The following is a 17,182-nucleotide window of genomic DNA, read 5'->3' on the forward strand; positions in this document are numbered from 1 at the left end:
TGCCGATTTCTCCTGTTTAAAAAAAGCTATCCCAATGAATTCAAACGATAAAATCCGACTTTTGTACATCGACCTTTTCTGCGGTGCGGGCGGCACCTCGACCGGGGTACACCTTGCGCGGCACGGCGGAGATCCTTGCGCCAAGGTGATCGCCTGCGTGAACCACGACGCCAACGCCATCGCTTCGCACGCTGCCAACCACCCCGATGCGCTGCACTACACGGAGGACATCCGTACGCTGGAGTTGGGGCCACTCGCGGCCCATGCGGCCCGGATGCGCCGCCAGTATCCGGATGCCTTCGTCGTCCTCTGGGCCTCGCTGGAGTGTACGAACTTCTCGCGGGCCAAAGGCGGCCTTCCGCGCGACGCTGATAGCCGCACGCTGGCCGAACACCTGTTCCGCTACATCGAGGCGCTGAACCCCGATTACATCCAGATCGAGAACGTGGAGGAGTTTATGTCGTGGGGTGATCTGGACGAGCGGGGCAAGCCCGTCAGCAGGGATGCCGGGCGACTGTACCGGAAATGGATCGACAACGTGCGGGGCTACGGGTACGACTTCGGCCACCGCATCCTGAACGCCGCCGACTTCGGGGCGTACACTTCCCGCCGGCGGTTCTTCGGGATCTTCGCCCGCCGCGGCCTTCCGATCGTCTTTCCGAAACCGACTCACACCAAGAACCCGGCACAGGGCGACCTGTTCGGTCAGCAGCTTCGCAAGTGGCGGCCAGTCCGGGAAGTCCTCGACCTTGAGGACGAGGGCGAGTCGATCTTCGACCGGAAGCGGCCGCTGGTCGAGGCATCGCTTGCCCGCATCCACGCGGGGCTGGTGAAGTTCCTCGCCGGCGGGCGCGAAGCGTTCCTCGTCAAATACAACTCGATGAACCACTCCGGGAAGTATGTTGCACCCGGCATCGACGAACCGTGCCCGACCGTGGCGACGCAGAACCGCCTCGGCGTAGCCAAGGTGTACTACCTCTGCAAGCACTTCGGCGGGTCTCCGGAGGGGAAATGCACAGCCGTCGATGCGCCCGCGGGCGCGATCACCTGCCGCGATCACCACGCCTTCGTCTCGGCCTACTACGGCAACGGGTTCAACTCGTCGATCGAGCGGCCGTCACCGACGGTTACGACGAAAGACCGTTTTCAACTGGTGCGTCCGTTCTTCGCCAACTACTATTCCGGCGGCGGCCAGACGTCAGGAACGGACGGCCCGGCTCCGGCCGTCATGACGAACCCGAAGCAGCGGCTCGTCACGCCGTGGATCATGAACACCAACTTCAGCAACGTCGGCAGTTCGCTCGATGCTCCGGCCCAGACCGCGACTGCCAACCGCAAATGGCAATACCTGATGAACCCGCAGTTCGCCTCGGCGGGTGCCGCTACCGATCGGCCGTGTTTCACGCTGATTGCCCGGATGGACAAGCGGCCTCCGCGGCTGGTGACGGCCGTAGCGGACGGCGAGGCGCTGCCCTCGTTCATCAGGCTGGAGGACGAAACGTTGGTTTACGAGATTTACCCGGAAGATACGCCGATGCTGGTGCAGATAAAGGAGTTCATGGCGCTGTACGGACTGGTGGACATCCGGATGCGGATGCTTCGTATCCCGGAACTGAAGCGGATCATGGGCTTCCCGGAGAACTACGTACTGATCGGCACGCAGGAAGAGCAGAAAAAATTTATCGGCAACGCCGTCGAAGTGAACATGGCGCGGGTTCTCTGCGAGGCGCTGGTGGCGAAACTTTACGAGTTGAACATCGTGCCGCAGCGCTTTGCGGCGTAAAATTTGTTTTCTTCCCTTCACATATCAACATCCCGGCCGGAGCCTCATGGCCCGGCCGGAATTTATTATGGGGGATGTTGTTTTTGTCGGTATATCTGAGCCGACAGGTGACCGGGTTGGATCGTTATAGACTGCGCGGCCATCGCGTCGGGTCAGGTATGCCCGACGACTCGCTACGCTCGCATGCGCGATGGTCGCTTAGAGCGGTTTTGCTCGACATTATGCCCCGGCATGCGCAAGCTGCCGGGGCATTTTTGTGTTGTCCGCATGCGTCTCCTTTTGGAACCGGGCCAAAAGGAGCAAAAGTGTACTGCACCCCAAAAGTTGGACACTTTTGGGGTGTTTTTTATGAAATATAATTATGAGATTCGTTTAAAGGCCGTAAAACTGGTACTCGAAGGCGGACTTTCGGTTAGGGAAGCCGGATGTCACTTGGGCTGTGGCCGCTCGCAAGTTCACTTGTGGGTAACATTATTCGAGCGCCATGGCCTTGCCGGCCTTAAGCTGCGCCACGGTAGCTACAGTGCAGAATTTAAGTTGTCAGTTTTGAAGCATATGCACCAAAATCATCTATCTTTGCTGGAGACAGCAGTGCATTTCGGCATTCCGGGCCCTTTTGTTATTCGTCAATGGGAGCGGCTCTATCAAAACCAAGGTGCTGAAGGCCTGCGGCGTAAACCGCAAAGAAGGAGGCCGGCCATGAGTAAATCGAAGACTAAAAAAGTCAAACTCAAAACGACTCCGCACGAAGAGTTGCTTAAGGAACTGGAGTATCTTCGTGCCGAGAATGCTTACTTAAAAAAATTGCAGGCCTTAGTCGAGGAGCGCATTGTCCGCGAGAGCGGGAAAGAGCCCAAGCCATCGAAGGACTAAGGCCGCAGTGCCGGCTTTCAGTATTGCTCAAAGCCGCAGGGATGGCGCGAAGCACATTTTATTATCACTTCAGAAAATCAAAACAACCCGATAAATATGCTCGCGAAAAAGAGAGTATTATAAGGTTATATCACGAACATAAGGGGCGTTATGGTTATCGGCGCATTACCGTTGAAATGAATAAGATCGGATATGCGATAAATCACAAAACCGTACTTAAGCTGATGAATATTTGCGGGATAAAAAGTCAGGTCAGGCTCCGTAAATACTGTTCATACAAAGGACAGATCGGACGGATAGCGCCCAATCTTCTGCAACGCGACTTTGCAGCCGAAAAACCGAATCAGAAGTGGGTTACTGACCTTACGGAATTTTCGGTTTGCGGCGTAAAGTTATATCTATCGCCGATTATGGACTTATATAACCGGGAGATTATTAGCTATAAAATAGCTGAACGCCCTAACTTTATGCAGATCATGAAGATGCTGGACGATGCGTTTGCCAGAATACCGGATTCTCCGGGTATTGTCTTGCATTCCGACCAGGGCTGGCAGTATCAGATGAAGCAGTATCAGCTCCGTTTAAGACAGAAAGGTATTACACAGAGCATGTCGCGCAAGGGTAACTGTCTGGATAACGCTGCTATGGAAAGTTTCTTTGGATTATTGAAGTCCGAATTATTATATTTGCAAAAATTCTCATCCATAGACCATTTCCGAAAAGAATTGGAAGAATATATCGACTACTACAATAACAAGCGGATAAAGAAATACTTAAACAACATGAGCCCGGTACAATACCGAACTCATGCCATCTAAACAAATACTAATCCGTCCAATATTTGGGGTGCACTTCAAACCGCGTCCGCTTTCTTTGTCTTGAAGACACAAAGAAACCGGAACCCAAGAAAAGTCACTCACCCCGTTTCTTGGGCAGGTAGCGGCAATGCCCGCTACGTGCCCAAGTCCTCGGCGCAAAGCCGGCGCGGCCTTCCGGCCCAAGGCTTCGCCGCGTGTCTGCGGACGCAGCCGAGGCGTGTTTCGCAACCCGGATTCGGTGAATAGCTTCGGTTTTATCTTTCTTCCCTTCACTATTCAACACCCCGCCTCGGCGGGGCGGGCACCGGAAAACTCCGCTTTGCGGAGATTTTCGGTGCCGCGATTTGCGCCTTCGACAAGCTCGGCGCAAATTATAGGTATTTGTCTGTACGCCGCCATGCGCTCCGCCGGAGCCTCGCTTTGGCGGCTGACAAAGCCCCCCTTTCTCCCCCGAATGGGGGATTCCTTCTTTCGTGAAGAAAGAAGCAAAGGGCGGACAAAATCGACGGGGGCCGATTTTGTCCGCGGGCGGCTATTTGCCGCCCACCCGGCTACGCCGGAGATCGGTAAAAAAATGTTACCGGCATCTAAAATTCCGGGCGGTTATTCCCGCCCGATGCCTTACGGACATCCGGATTTCAACGGACGAAGGCGCGATTACGCAAGCGCAATCTGACCCGAAGAGGGGCATTACGCCTTGCCCCTCTTCGGGTCGCCTTTACGTCCGCCGAATTCCGGCTGATCCTGTAACATTTTTCTGTGAACAAGCGGGAATCACGCTGAAGCGTGATTCTGTTTTATTGAGCGAATGTGTAATTTATTGATAATCTGTTGTATATGTAATTCTGTTTTGTGGCTTATCATGCAATTTTGGTTACATTTACGTGACTTCAATGATGTATATGCCAGATTATTAGTGTTATATATGTAACATGCTGCGTAACTTTGGCAGGATTAGGCAAGTTTATCTTGCGGTGTAAAAAATTCTTGAAAAAATTATTTCTCACTCCCAAATAAACGTAGCCCCGATATTCAATTTCTTGTGATTAATCACATGAAAATCAGTTCTTGCTACCTCTTTCTATAATCCTTTTCTTTGCTCATGCTACAAAGAAAATAATAGGAATAATGAAAGCGAAAGTTGATAAACCAACCTCATGCACTGTTCGCATTTCTAAGGCGGCCAAAGGCAAATTAGAGATAATCGCAGAACGTAAAGGTGTATCATTGGGGAATGCGGTATCGCTTATCATCTTGCATTATGCGGCCAATAACCTGGACTATGAAGTTTCGGTTAATGATGCATACAAAACCATTCTCAATAAACTTACAGGAGTTGATATAAAATTTTCCAAGATTATTGGTCCTGTTGAACGTACCGAAGATTTTATCAAAAGTTTGGTGCGCGAAGATCGCCGCAGTGCTTCCGGATCATTCTCCGGCGCTTCTCAGGATATGGATGCTCCCGATGTTCCCGCTCCCTCTTCCGACGATCGTTTGCCTCGCTCGTTCGGACTCTTGGAGCGTCTCTTTTCCGCTGCCACCAGTACGACGGATTTTGAAGGTCATGCCGCCATGCAGATCCGTTTGTCGCAATCTGATTTCAACCAGCTCAAACGCGAATACGAGGAATTATGTACGTCACGCAGTATGTAGACAACACCCGCTACGGTCAGAGTTCCGTTGCCGAATACGCGGGTTATCTTGAGAAAGAGAGCCTTATCCAATCACAGTTGGATGAGACCTCCTCCCGCCAGTTGTCTGCATACTTGGACAAGCAGAACGATGTGGTCCGGGTCGAAGGCCGAGAGTATTTCTTCAACGGCACGGGCAATACCTACGATACGGAGGATGTCGTGAAGAACATCGATGCGAATGTCCGCGGGCTGAAGAAGAAGGAAGCCCGCTATTATACATTCTCGATCTCTCCCTCGAAGGACGAAATCGCCCATTTGCGCCGTACGATCGCCGACACGAAGCAGACGCTCCTCGAAGCTGGTGAGGCGATCCCTGCGAGGCTGGAGGATGATATGATGCGAAATTATCTGAAGGATTATGCCATACAGTGCATGGATGCCTATGCTCGTAACTTCGGACACCCTGAGATCCACGACAACCGGGACCTGATGTGGTTCGGGATGGTTGAGAAGGACCGTTACTGGAAGAGCCATGATCCCCATGTGCGTAACAATTCCCGGATCGACAAGGAGATCGCCCGTCTGGAAAAGCAACTCGGCGGTGGAAAGGATGATTCCGTGCAACGCCGGATTGCAGATCTCGAAGCGCAATATGTTCGGGAAAGCCATGTCCGCCTTGGCGGGCGTGACGAGATTCTGCGGGCTATGATGCCGAAAGCCGGTGACAACTGGCATATTCACGTCACGGTGAGCCGTCGTGACATCACCAATTCGATCAACCTGAGCCCCAATGCGAACGGTCGTGGGAGCAAGAAACACGTTCTGAACGGCAAGGCCGTTCGCATCGGCTTTGACCGCGAAGCGTACAAGATCGAATGCGAGCGTCTTTTCGACCGGTTCTTCGCACACCATCGGTTGCAGACCGAGAGCTATGAGGTATCCAAGCGCCTTCGGCATATGTCCGGATTCGCCTTTGAAAAGCAGTTGGCTCAAGACCGTGCGACTCGCCGGGCGGAGGCCGCGGAGTTCCGGCAGCTGGTGAGCGGCGGCTATGGGGAGTACTACGAATCCTTGCTTCAGGCCGAGCGGCTGGATGCACGGCAGTTGATGCGTCTGAAGGGGCAGTTGGTCCGTCAGCTTCGTCTGCTGAATCCAGTGTTGGATGCAACCGCTCTGATGGATTCGAGTGTCGAGGAGTTGCAGGAGGAATTGAATCGTGTTACTATGGATCAAGACCTTTCGCTTCCGCACTGGGGCCAAAGTCTGGGTGTCGGCCTCGGAGACAAGGCTGTCGAGGTTTCGGGTCTACGGGGATACCATCCGGTCCGGACTGCGCATAAGGTCCTGCGCAAAGGATTGGCCATGCGCCAGGCTGTCGATCGCCGTCGGGACGTCTTTGATCAGTGGTCGGAGATTTACCGGAATGCTTGGCATCGGGAAAACTATGTATTTGACAGTATTGCTACCCGTCGCAATACTGACTGCCTGTTCGCGCAGACGGAGTATCTGGAAGAGGTATTTGAGGGCGATTCGGTACTTCTGGAAAATGCCGTCCGTTACCTGACGGATACCGAGCGGCAGTTGGTTGGGGAATATGTACAGTGTTTTTGGCCTGAGCGCCAGCGTGAGATTCTGACATCCTTTGCCCGTGAGACCTTTGGGGCCGACGGCGCGTATGTCAAAGACATGAAGGATTTCGAGAGCATGGTCCGGGAGCGGTTGCTTCCGGAAGATGCCCGGCGCTGCGTTGCGGAAGCCGTAAGCCGTTGTGAGCAACCTGCGACCTTCGATGCGCTGCGCCTTGAGATCGCAGCCTGTCCTGCGGACCGTGCGGCGGAGTTGACCGTGCAGCTGGAGAATTTCCAGACCGAGCGGATGCAACTCATGGAGCAGCTACGCAGCGTGCTGGCGGAGCAAACGCTGGGCGTTCACGCCAAAGAGGAGTCGTTGCTGCGCTTGGCGCTTCAGGACCGTAATGTGGACAAGGCTTTGCGGGACCTTCGGGCGGGAGTAGTGAAGATCTACGAAAAGAAGCACCCGGAACTGAAGCCCCGGCAGCTCCAGAAGCAGTTGAAGGAGTTGTTCGCGGAACTCTCCAAGATCCGCGTGAAGCATCAGGCGGATTTTGCCAAAACCATCGACACGTTTATTCGTGAAGAACTACCGGGTTATCACCTTCTCATCGAGAAGCAAACCCAACTTGAACAACTGATCCGGGAGACGACTCTCGATCCCAATAAATGTGCTGAGCGAATTCTTGAGATGAATAATGAACTGGCCCGCGAGGTATCGCCCCATGCGGAGCGTCTCTTCGAGCAGCATAGCCGGCTGTTGTTCGGGCCGGAAGTCCGGTTGCGTAACGAGCATGACTTTTCGGTGTATGTGGATCAGAATTATTCTCCGGAGCAGGCCCGTCACTACAAGGACTCCCTGAAGGGTGTATATGCCCGGATCGAGGAAAAGCGCCGGGAGGTTATTCAGCGTCTTGTCCAGGCAATCCCCCAAGAGGACTTGGAGAAGATACAGCGGCAGCAGAACTATCTTAACCGCTACATCAACAAATATTTCTCGGCTGCGGAATCCAAGACGAAGAAAGAGGCTTTGCAGCGGCGTGTATCCTCTTCGTGCCGTCGTGCTGTGGGTCCGGTTCCGGAATATAAGGTTTACGGAGCCGTTGCTCAGCGCGATGTGTCGGTGCAGGCTATGGCGAAGGCCGATCAGGTGAAGATGGTGCAGCCGGTCACTCCGCAGCAGTTGGCGATAAAGGCGGCGTTCAAACTCGTTGGAATTTTAACCAAAGGATATTGATATGAATGAACTTCATTTTACGATGAAATTGGCCCTGAAACTTTTTGCCGGATTGATCCTGCTGGGCGTCTGGCTTATGGCACGTCAGCAGGCGAAACTGGATAAACGGAACAGTGAAGCCCGTGCCGAAGCGAGAGAGCAAGGTTTGCCGGAACCTCCGCGAGAGATTATTCCGCGCTCCACCCTGATTATTGCCGGCGTGGCGATCCTGTTCCTGATTATAGTCTTGTTCTGGGGAAACGAGTCTACGTTATGACAAAGTTCAGTAACAGAGATTCCGACCTTTGGCCGCGGATTGAAATGGTAGTCCGATGGTCATGTATGTCGGTTAACGCCTTTGCTCGGCATATCGGGCTTCCGCGTGGTGAGAACCTCTATCAGATAAAGAGAGGGAATAACGGGCTTTCCATCCATGTCGCCGACATGATTTGTGAAAAGTTTCCTGAGATCGATGAATTGTGGCTTCTGACGGGCAGAAACAATATGTTTCTCTCAATGGATAAGTGCCGTTGCCGCGAAGTCGCGCCGGGCCCCATGTATTCTGCGACGTCAGGACCGGTTGATCCTTGCCGACTATGTATCGCCGGGAGAATTCTGCCCGTGTTGCTCCAGAAGGAAGTGTGCAACCCCGTCGGCATGGCCTTCCGATATACGGAGGATTTGATTTCAAAATACCAAAACATCGAATGATTATGACTCTGTTGGGATGGTTCCTGTTGACGGCGGTGTTGATCCCGCTGCTTTATCTCTGGCGACGCCCTGCCGGAATCATGGCCGGCCTTGCGGGGCTTCTGGTTCCGGGAGGACTCTACCTTTGGGCGGGTCTTTCACTGCGGACCTACACATGGTCATGGGCGTTGCCGTTGCTGGCGGGGCAATGCCTGCTCATTCCCCTTGTGCGGTTTCTGTATGTCCGGATTTGCCGGCTTCTGAACGGCTGGTCCAAGTTCAACTTGGAGATCGAAGATAGCAATGGCCACCTGCACTATGTGAAAGGTATCAATCAGGGAACCTATATCAACGGCGGTTCGGGCAGCGGTAAGACAGCGAGTTGCAATACGGCCTATGCCCGACATGCAGCACAATTCGGTATGTCAGTCTTGGTTCACGACCTAAAAAAATATGAACTTTCGGAGGTTCTTTATCCGATCTTCCGGGCTGCTGGGCTTCCATACCATGTTTTTGCGCTGTTCGATCCCGAACGTTCTGTGCGTATCAATCCGATCTCCCCGGAGTATATTCCCGACGAGGCATCGCTGCGCTCGCGCGTGAAGTCCTTTATCGTTGCCGTGCAGGGCCGGGAGTCCGACGACTCGACTTCTGATTTCTTCAACAATTCGGCCTCGTCGCTTTTGGAGGCGCTGATCTGGTATCTGAAACGTTATGCTCCTGAGCACTGCAACCTCCCGTTCGTGATGTCGATACTTAACAACCCGGAGCACCTGCGGTTGGAGGAAGGTCGGAAGGTTCTTCCTTTCGGGAAGCTGGAGCGCCTTCTCAAAGCCGATGCGCAGGTCTATTCGATGGCTGCCGCGTTCTTCCAAGGCACAGGCAATGCCGACACTACGAGCAACATCCTCCAGACGCTTATTCTTGCGTTGAACACGATCAATACGGATGCGGGTTTCTATTTGTTGAGTGATAACGAGATCAATCTGCGTATCAATACTCCGGGATCGAAGATCGGCCTTGGACTGGTGAATGATCCACGAAACACGACGGCCTATGCTCCGATCCTTGCGATGATCGCCGATGCCACGCTTACGATGATGAGCGAACGGGGCGGAGTTCCCGCCGTAGCCTTGCTGGATGAGGCTCCGGAGCTCCCGCTGCTGCGTGTGCAGAACTATATGGCTACGCTGCGTAGCTTGGGAATCTGTATTGTCTATACGACGCAGGATCTTAGCCAGATACAGCGGACTCAGGGCGGCAAGGAGTATAACCAGCGTACTGTTCTTTCGAACTTGGCGCATCAGTTCCTTGGGCGCACGAGCCTCGAACATACTGCCAAGTATTACGAAGGCATGATGCCGCAGGTTGATCGCATCGAGCGCAGTTACAGCACCTCTTCGAACGGTTCGAGTACCACACGGCGTAAGGTGAAACGTCCCCTGTACGAACGCTCGGAGTTCTATTCGCTCAAACAAGGTGAATTCATCTACTTCCACGGCCGGGTCGAGCGTTTCCGGTTCAAGTACTATCCGGGTTCCAAACTCCTACCTCCGCAAGTCCGGGATTTGGACCCGGTGCAAATGCGGCTCGTTGCCGAGCAGATCCGGTGTGATGCTGCAGAATTTATGAACAGATTTTCCAATATATGATTTCAACTATGAAAAAACGACTTTTTACGGCTGCCGCAACCTTGCTTGCCGCACCTCTTTTCGCCCAGACGATCAGCTGGGACCTGTCGCCTGTTACGGCATCGCTTCGCACGTTGGTTCCCAATCTGTTGGGTCTGCTATGCTTTGTGGCCTTATTCGGCTGGACGATCTGGAACCTTGTTCAGAACTGGAAAGATCGTGCTGAGATCCTTTCCAATGCCGGCTGGGCTCTGGTGATTATTGCCGTCGGCTATGGTATGGTGTACGGTGCGATGAATGTTTTGCTGCGATGAAGTTGTATGTCAATCGCCGTATCCGGGACAAGGCGATGGTGTTGGGGCTTCCTGCCGAGAACTTCCTTATCTGTCTGGGCCTGACATGTGCCCCTGTGCTTATCGTGGTGTTTCTTCCGGTGTTTATCATCGTATGGATTCCGTGGGCATGCGGGGTCTATTGGCTTTTCCGCAATATGGAGCGTCTGAAACGTAACCTGCATTACGGAAAACAATATCCCCTTCATCTTAAAAACCGCTGATGATGTTTCATGCTATCTTGATTCTGCTGGTATCGATCGTCGGACTTGTCGTCTGGCTGTTGTTCCAGTCGTATCCCCGCCCGAAGTCCCGTAGCTTCAATGCTTCGGAGCTTCTGGAGGACGTTTCCAATAATCGGCTGTTGACCATTCAGGGCGATGTCGCCTTCTGTTATCGGTTGCAGCTTCCAGAGGTTCGATCGTTGTCCGAGGATCAATACGACCGCTTGAATGAGATATGGCGTGTCGCCCTAAAGGATCTTCCGCAGGGGACGATCATCTTGCGTAGTGATCGGTACGACCGGCAGTTGTTCGACGCCTCGGCGATGCCGGAAAACTCGTACATACAGCGTGAGGAGAAGGCATTTGCCGCGGGACGTATGCAGACGTGCGACATGTCCTGCCTGTTCGTCGTGTTTACGGGCTTCCGTGCGACGCGCGATCCGCGGTCTCAGAATCCCTTTGTACCGCTGACTCACGCCGCGTTCTGTTCCGAGGATCAAGAGTACGGGCGCTTTACCCGTGCAGTTGATTCGATGTACCTTCAGTTTCAAGGCTCTGGGATTATCGGCATTGAGCCGTTCGGGGAGGAGGAGGTTCGTGAATATACCCGTTATTTCTTCAATGGATTTCAGACCGACTACCTGACGGATGTGGATGCTGCGGGGTGCGATTTCCGTGTCGGCGACCGTTATGTCGGCGCCGTGAGCCTCGAACACGAGCGTCAGTTCCCGGAGGTTCTGACTACACCAGCGCCGGGTCAGAGTTCGCAACTCCCGATGGGGATCATGGAAGAGCTGGGCATCCTGTTGCCTGTTCCGCATCTGTATAATCAGATTATACGGATATCGGGGCATGAGCAGGAGTATGCGCTCGTCAAACAGACGTTGGATACTTTCCGCAAGAACCGGGGATTCTCGGAAGAGAATGATGACCAGGTGCGGCGTCTGGACCGCACGCGCGAAGAAATCAGCGACGATTTGGACGCCATGTTGGTCCGGGGGCATACGAATATCATCTTCTGGGGTGAGAGTGCTGAAGAGGTAAAAGAGTACCGGACGCGAATAACGAATTATTTGAGGCAGGTCCGTGATTTCGAGCCTTCGGTGCCGATGGGTGCGGAGCTTCGCAATATCGTCTTCTGCTCACATCCTGCAACGGTAACCTGCATGGACCGGGATTCGTTCTACTTGGTTGATCTTCGGCAGGCGTTGGCTCTGTTTCAGCATACGGGAAGTTACAGGTCGGATGCGGAAGGCGTTTTTTTCAGTGATCCTATCAACCATCTGCCGTTGCGCTACGATCTCTACGATCCACATCGGAAATATGTCGATTCCCGCAATATTGCGGTGATAGGCCGTACAGGTGGCGGCAAGACAGTCGATCTGGAGAAGATTGTCGGAGACTACCACAATGACCCCGAGGCGGAATATGTGAACATCATCATCGACTGCGGCGGCTCGTATGACAAGGCCGCCCGGCTGTATGATTCTGAGGAGGTTTTCATCTTCCGTTATAACAGCAGCGATCCCCTGGGGCTCGATCCGTTTGCCGTTGCCGACGTCGATAATGGTGAGAGTGTGGACGACATTTGTGAGACGCTGTGGCTTATCATTAAGCCGGGAGGTATTCCCACGGCCGAGGAAGAGGTGTCGCTGCGCAAGATCGTCATGTCGTACCTGCATATTGTCGCGGCCCCCTCTTGGCCGGGATTCTACGTATGGCTGCGCGATAACTACCACCAGATTCTCGAAAAGAACGAGATACGCAGTGCTTATTTCGACGTGAGCCAGTTTGTTCACAACGGCAGCGAGTGGTGCGAGGGCGGCAGCTATGGGAATGTTTTTGCACGCAGCGAAGACCCTACGACACGTTTGAAGGGGAAACGGCTGCTGATCTTCGAATTGGAGAATATCCGCTCGAAACCCCAGTTGTTGAGTATCGTCGTACACCTGATCGGCATCACCATCCGGACGCTTGTCTGGGAGCAGATGGGTAAGCGAGGCTTCATTATTTACGAGGAGTTTGCCGAGTTGATGCAGAAGCCGGTGATCTTCGGTGCCGTGCTGTACCAGATGCAGGCGATCCGTAAGAAAGGCGGTTCGGCGTGTATCGTTTTGCAGAACCTCGACCAGCTGGCGTTGAACGCCGAGGACAGGTATAAGAAAGACGGAGGAGCTGCCGGCGCCTTGATGAAGAACATCGAGACGGTAATCTTTCTGGCCGGAGCAGATCCCACGGGCTTTGAGAAATACTCGACGGGCTTCACCGAGCATGACCGGCAATGCGTTCTGTCATTGAGGAACAACTTCAATACGCCGCCCATGTATTCCTCTTTCTACATTTACCGGAGTAAAAAATCGACCCTGATGAGTCTTTGCATAAGCCCTCGGACCTATCTGGCATTCCAGACCGAGGGTGAAGTCTGTGACGAGCTCGGTCGGCTGTATGCCCAAACCAAGTCGATGGAACGAGCCATCGAGCAATACGAACGGATTCACAGTGCAAATTAATACTTCTATACTTATGAAACGATTATTCTTAATTTTTGCAGTTATTTGCGGAATTGCTCAGGTGCAGGCCCAAATGGTTGTGACGGCTCCGTCCCTTGAAGTTCAGGAGGCCCTGAACCACGTCGAGCAGATGCAGCAGGCGGTTCAGACCTACCAGACGATGATGGGCGTGAAGCAGGGCATCGATAAAACCGTCGATGCCGTTGAGAAGGTCAACAGCAAGCTGGCTACGATCCGCGAGGTGCAGGAGATTGCCACCCGCTCGGCGGCCTGCGTCAAAAGGATTCGGCAGGTATATGACAAGATCTCGGCCATGAAGGTAGATCGGCGCTATACGACCAACCTGTTGTCGTTGTGCAGCCAGACGACGCGCGAGTGCGTCAACGTCACAGCCTATGGCGCGAAGATCTTTACGAGCAATTTCCTCCGTCTGAGTGACGCGGAACGCCTGAACGAAACCCGACAGGTCCTCGACAACATCGATAAGCTCTTGGCCCGTGTAAACTATATCAATCTTCAGGCGGATGCCGTGAAGTTCAACAACCAGTTATTGAACGCATATTTCAAGTGATATGAATCTGGATTTTTTGGACCAACTGGTCATTTCCCAAGCGACGATCCCTCCGGTAGTGAGTCGTATCGCGGGCTTTTTTCTCTTGGTGCAAGCCTTGCTTATCGTCCTTCAGAAGAAGAACGATCCGCATAAGGCCATCTGGGAGGATATTCAGGGTGTGCTGCTGGCCGGCCTCGTGGTGTTCCTGTTCCCGGAATTTATCCAATTCGCCGAACTGCTGGTGAACTCTACGGCACAGATAACGGCCAATCCGCAAAGCATGATTGCGGATCTTATGCAAACGACGCTTCTTGGCGAAGAGGCCGTAGAGGAAGAGTCCGGCGGAGGCTTTTTTTCGTCGATAACTGGCATGTTCACGTCGTTTATGAATGGTGGAAGCGCCAATGTCGGCTCCTTTATGATTGCCGACTATATTCTCAAGCCGTTGGCCGATATTGTCAACGTACTGTGCTTTCCGACCTATATGTTCATTCGCGCGGCATCGCTGAAGATCGCCTACTTTGTAGCGCCTCTGATCCTTGTTCTGGGGGCTTTCGAGCCTTTCAGGGCTTTGTGGAAGCATTGGTTTATGATCTATTTCGCGTTGCTGTTCGCCGGCCCCGCCCTTGTTCTGGCCAACAACTTTTGTGAAGATTGTTTCGCTGTCTACATCAACCTGACGAATTCCCCGATTCTCGGTTTTATCATGGTTGCTCTGGCGCGGTTCAAGATATTTCAGGCCGTATTGGATCTATGTTACAGAATATTTCGAGTATAGCCATGATTCCTGAAAAGATACAATCCATGCGCCGTAATCTGGTACGTAATAACCTTATCACGATTCTTTGCCTTATGCTGGTTCTGGTATGTTTTGTCCTGAACTACCTCGAACGGCGTGAGGAACGAGAGGAGCGTATGAAGTACGCCTATTATGTAGCGACCGACGGCGAAGTCATTCCGGCCCGCTACGCCCAGCGGCGGGACAATATCGAGATCGAAATCCGCCACCATCTGTCCATGTTTGTCGAGGACTGGTACAGTCTGACACAATACGATTGGGAACGTAAGGCGGAGGCCGCCGGGTGGCTCGGAGGCAACAGCCTCCGGGATGCTTTCCTGACACGCCGGAAGTCGGGTTTTTTCAACCGTTTCATCCAGAGAAATGTGGTTCAGGAGGCGACGATCAAAGATTTGATGATCCACTCCGCAGTAGATGGGAGTTTCACCTTTGAGTTGGTTGTGGATATTCAGGAGCGGATGGATGCCTACTCGCGGCTGTGGAGAGTCCTGGCCAGCGGGTCGATCCACGTTATCGAACGCAGCTGGCCGCATAATCCCCACGGTCTTTTGATCGAACCCTATCTGGAGAATAAAATTTTTGAAGTCCATGAATAAACGCATGAAAATCCTGCTGATTGCAGGTGCGGTCATGGTGCTGCTGCTCGCCGCCGGCTACCTGAAACAGCAGGACCGGAACAGCGACGGTTCGCAGAACAGCGTGACATCAATCGAGGCCGCAATCGATGATAAGACTTACACGTCCAAGAAGGCGGCTTATGAGGCATATGCCAATGAAAAGGAGAGTTTCTACAACCGTCCTCCGAGCGGATTTGAACCTGTGGCCGAACACCCTGAGCCGTCGGCCTCCAAATCGGAGAATGCGCAGTCCGCACCGGTCACGACGCTCCGGGTTGATCGAAAAGCCTCGGAGGAGCAGTTCGATGCCGCCTATGAGGAGATTGCGCAGAACATGGATCAGATCTATGAGGGTGAAACGCCTGTTGGCCGGTCCCGGCAGGCCGCGTCGAGTGCTCCGGATGGGCCGGCGACGAATGAGCAGGTGGTGGATGAGGTCACCCGTCGTAGGCAGGCCATGATGCGCGATTGGGGAGTTGGCCAGTCCTCACAACCGGGACAAGGCAATTCTCCGGGAGCCTCCATGTTCCGGGCCGTGATTCACGGTACGCAGCTCGTAAAGTCCGGGCAGACGGCATTGTTCCGGACCAAAGAACCGATTCGCTACGGCAGCTTGGTAGTCCCGGCCAATACGCTGCTGTCCGGAGTCGCGGCGATCTCGGAAAACAGACTTTCCGTGAAGATCAACTCGGTGCGCATGGGCCGCGAGGTGTTCTCCCTGCCATTGGCCGTCTATGGGTCGGACGGGATTCAGGGAATACCGCTCAACTACGACGAAGTAGGGAAGATTGCCAACTCGCAGACATCCATGACGGCGGTTCAGGAGGCCAGCACGGCCGTGTCTCAGTACGGAGGAACGGTCGGCCGGGTTGTCGGATCGATGATCTCCGGAGTCGGTAACCAAGTGCGCAGCGCCAAGACCGTAGAGATAAGACTGATAGACAATCAGATCGTAATTCTTAAAATTGACGAAAGATGAAAAGATATTTATTCGTGATGGCCGCTTTGAGCCTGGCGTTTCCGGCGGCGGCGCAACAACGGATCGAGTGGCGGCGGGACAAGGTGACGCAGATCATCTTCCCGGCCGATGTTGTGAAGTTTCGAACCGGGTACACCTCCGATGATGCGATCTCGCAGAGCGACGGTCGTGTGATGTATATTCAGCCGGTGGATACGATGCCCGAAACGAACCTGAACGTGCAGACCGCCGACGGACGCTATTACGCTTTCGATGTGGTATATAATAACGCGGCTTCGGAGGTCAACTATATCGTATCTCCGTCGATGGCCATTTATCAGGAAGAGCAACTCTCCGAAGATCCGCAGACAGAGCCCCGGCCCTTCAGAGCGGAACAGTCGGCGGTCGTAGATGAGACCCCGGTCGAAAGGTTGACTCCGGAGCTGCTGTTCGCCAAAGTCCGGAAACAACCCGATTACATCGTGGCCAACAATGTGGCCCGGCTCCAGAAACTCACGATATTGCTCAAAGGCGTCTACGTGGACGAAGCGCACGTCTACTTCAAATTCCGTCTTGAGAACAGTAGTAACGTTCCTTTCGACGTCGATTATATCGCATTCTCCGTCACGGCCCGTAAGACGAAGAAGACATCGACGCAGGAGCGTTTGCAGATCCTTCCCGTCGGGGTCGATACGAAGATTCATCGCGTAGATGCAAAGTCCTCTTGTGAGGTGATCTACCGCTTTGAGAAGTTCACTATCGGTAAGGAGAAAATTCTGCTGGCCGAGGTGCTTGAGCAGGGAGGTGATCGTAATATCACGCTCAGAATCCCTGAAGACTTTATCATCGAGGCCCGTAGACTATGAGCCGGCGAAAGGGATTCCGGGCTTTCTGGAAAGCAGAAGGAGAATTGGGCCGAACGGCACTCAGGGCTGCCGGACACTTGTTCCGGGCACTTTATTGTGAGATA

At 53.5% G+C, this 17,182-nt stretch carries 15 protein-coding genes; all 15 read left to right on the plus strand.

All coding sequences use genetic code 11. The features are described from left to right. Window positions 1-34 precede the first annotated feature (34 nt). The 15 genes from ALFI_RS01000 to ALFI_RS01075 all read left to right on the plus strand — a co-directional run bounded on the left by ALFI_RS01000 (window position 35) and on the right by ALFI_RS01075 (window position 17,078). Window positions 35-1,783, plus strand: coding sequence for a DNA cytosine methyltransferase (locus ALFI_RS01000; RefSeq protein ID WP_014774411.1), 1,749 nt, complete (start codon window positions 35-37; stop codon window positions 1,781-1,783). A gap of 231 nt (window positions 1,784-2,014) precedes the next feature. Further along, complete coding sequence (locus ALFI_RS01005) at window positions 2,015-2,656, plus strand: helix-turn-helix domain-containing protein (RefSeq protein WP_244264989.1); 642 nt, start codon at window positions 2,015-2,017, stop codon at window positions 2,654-2,656. Next, complete coding sequence (locus tag ALFI_RS01010) at window positions 2,587-3,474, plus strand: IS3 family transposase (protein WP_117615371.1); 888 nt, start codon at window positions 2,587-2,589, stop codon at window positions 3,472-3,474. The genes ALFI_RS01005 and ALFI_RS01010 overlap by 70 nt, the downstream gene beginning before the upstream one ends. A gap of 1,128 nt (window positions 3,475-4,602) precedes the next feature. Beyond that, window positions 4,603-5,130 (plus strand): hypothetical protein, encoded by a 528-nt coding sequence (locus tag ALFI_RS01015; RefSeq protein ID WP_014774413.1) that lies wholly within the window; start codon window positions 4,603-4,605, stop codon window positions 5,128-5,130. Then, a complete protein-coding gene (mobB, locus tag ALFI_RS01020; protein ID WP_014774414.1) occupies window positions 5,109-7,919 on the plus strand; it encodes a MobB family relaxase in 2,811 nt (936 codons plus the stop codon). Before ALFI_RS01015 ends, mobB begins: the two co-directional genes overlap by 22 nt. 1 nt (window position 7,920) lies before the next feature. Beyond that, complete coding sequence (locus ALFI_RS01025; RefSeq protein ID WP_014774415.1) at window positions 7,921-8,175, plus strand: hypothetical protein; 255 nt, start codon at window positions 7,921-7,923, stop codon at window positions 8,173-8,175. Next, window positions 8,172-8,609 (plus strand): hypothetical protein, encoded by a 438-nt coding sequence (locus ALFI_RS01030; protein ID WP_014774416.1) that lies wholly within the window; start codon window positions 8,172-8,174, stop codon window positions 8,607-8,609. Before ALFI_RS01025 ends, ALFI_RS01030 begins: the two co-directional genes overlap by 4 nt. Window positions 8,610-8,611: 2 nt before the next feature. Then, complete coding sequence (locus tag ALFI_RS01035) at window positions 8,612-10,240, plus strand: type IV secretory system conjugative DNA transfer family protein (protein ID WP_014774417.1); 1,629 nt, start codon at window positions 8,612-8,614, stop codon at window positions 10,238-10,240. Window positions 10,241-10,248: 8 nt separating this feature from the next. Next, on the plus strand, window positions 10,249-10,533 hold the full coding sequence (locus ALFI_RS01040) for a hypothetical protein (protein WP_014774418.1): 285 nt from the start codon (window positions 10,249-10,251) through the stop codon (window positions 10,531-10,533). 244 nt (window positions 10,534-10,777) lie between these two features. Beyond that, window positions 10,778-13,285 (plus strand): TraG/VirB4 family ATPase, encoded by a 2,508-nt coding sequence (locus ALFI_RS01050; RefSeq protein ID WP_155835619.1) that lies wholly within the window; start codon window positions 10,778-10,780, stop codon window positions 13,283-13,285. Window positions 13,286-13,298: 13 nt separating this feature from the next. After that, on the plus strand, window positions 13,299-13,856 hold the full coding sequence (locus tag ALFI_RS01055; protein WP_014774421.1) for a hypothetical protein: 558 nt from the start codon (window positions 13,299-13,301) through the stop codon (window positions 13,854-13,856). 1 nt (window position 13,857) lies between these two features. Continuing rightward, complete coding sequence (locus ALFI_RS01060; RefSeq protein WP_014774422.1) at window positions 13,858-14,616, plus strand: hypothetical protein; 759 nt, start codon at window positions 13,858-13,860, stop codon at window positions 14,614-14,616. A 74-nt stretch (window positions 14,617-14,690) separates the two neighbouring features. Next, complete coding sequence (locus tag ALFI_RS01065; RefSeq protein WP_244264990.1) at window positions 14,691-15,233, plus strand: hypothetical protein; 543 nt, start codon at window positions 14,691-14,693, stop codon at window positions 15,231-15,233. Continuing rightward, entirely contained in the window at window positions 15,226-16,233 is a 1,008-nt protein-coding gene (gene traM / locus ALFI_RS01070; protein ID WP_014774424.1) for a conjugative transposon protein TraM, read from the plus strand. The genes ALFI_RS01065 and traM overlap by 8 nt, the downstream gene beginning before the upstream one ends. Continuing rightward, on the plus strand, window positions 16,230-17,078 hold the full coding sequence (locus ALFI_RS01075) for a DUF4138 domain-containing protein (RefSeq protein WP_014774425.1): 849 nt from the start codon (window positions 16,230-16,232) through the stop codon (window positions 17,076-17,078). Before traM ends, ALFI_RS01075 begins: the two co-directional genes overlap by 4 nt. Window positions 17,079-17,182: the final 104 nt, after the last annotated feature.

The organism is Alistipes finegoldii DSM 17242 (assembly GCF_000265365.1).
Taxonomy (GTDB): Bacteria; Bacteroidota; Bacteroidia; order Bacteroidales; family Rikenellaceae; genus Alistipes; species Alistipes finegoldii.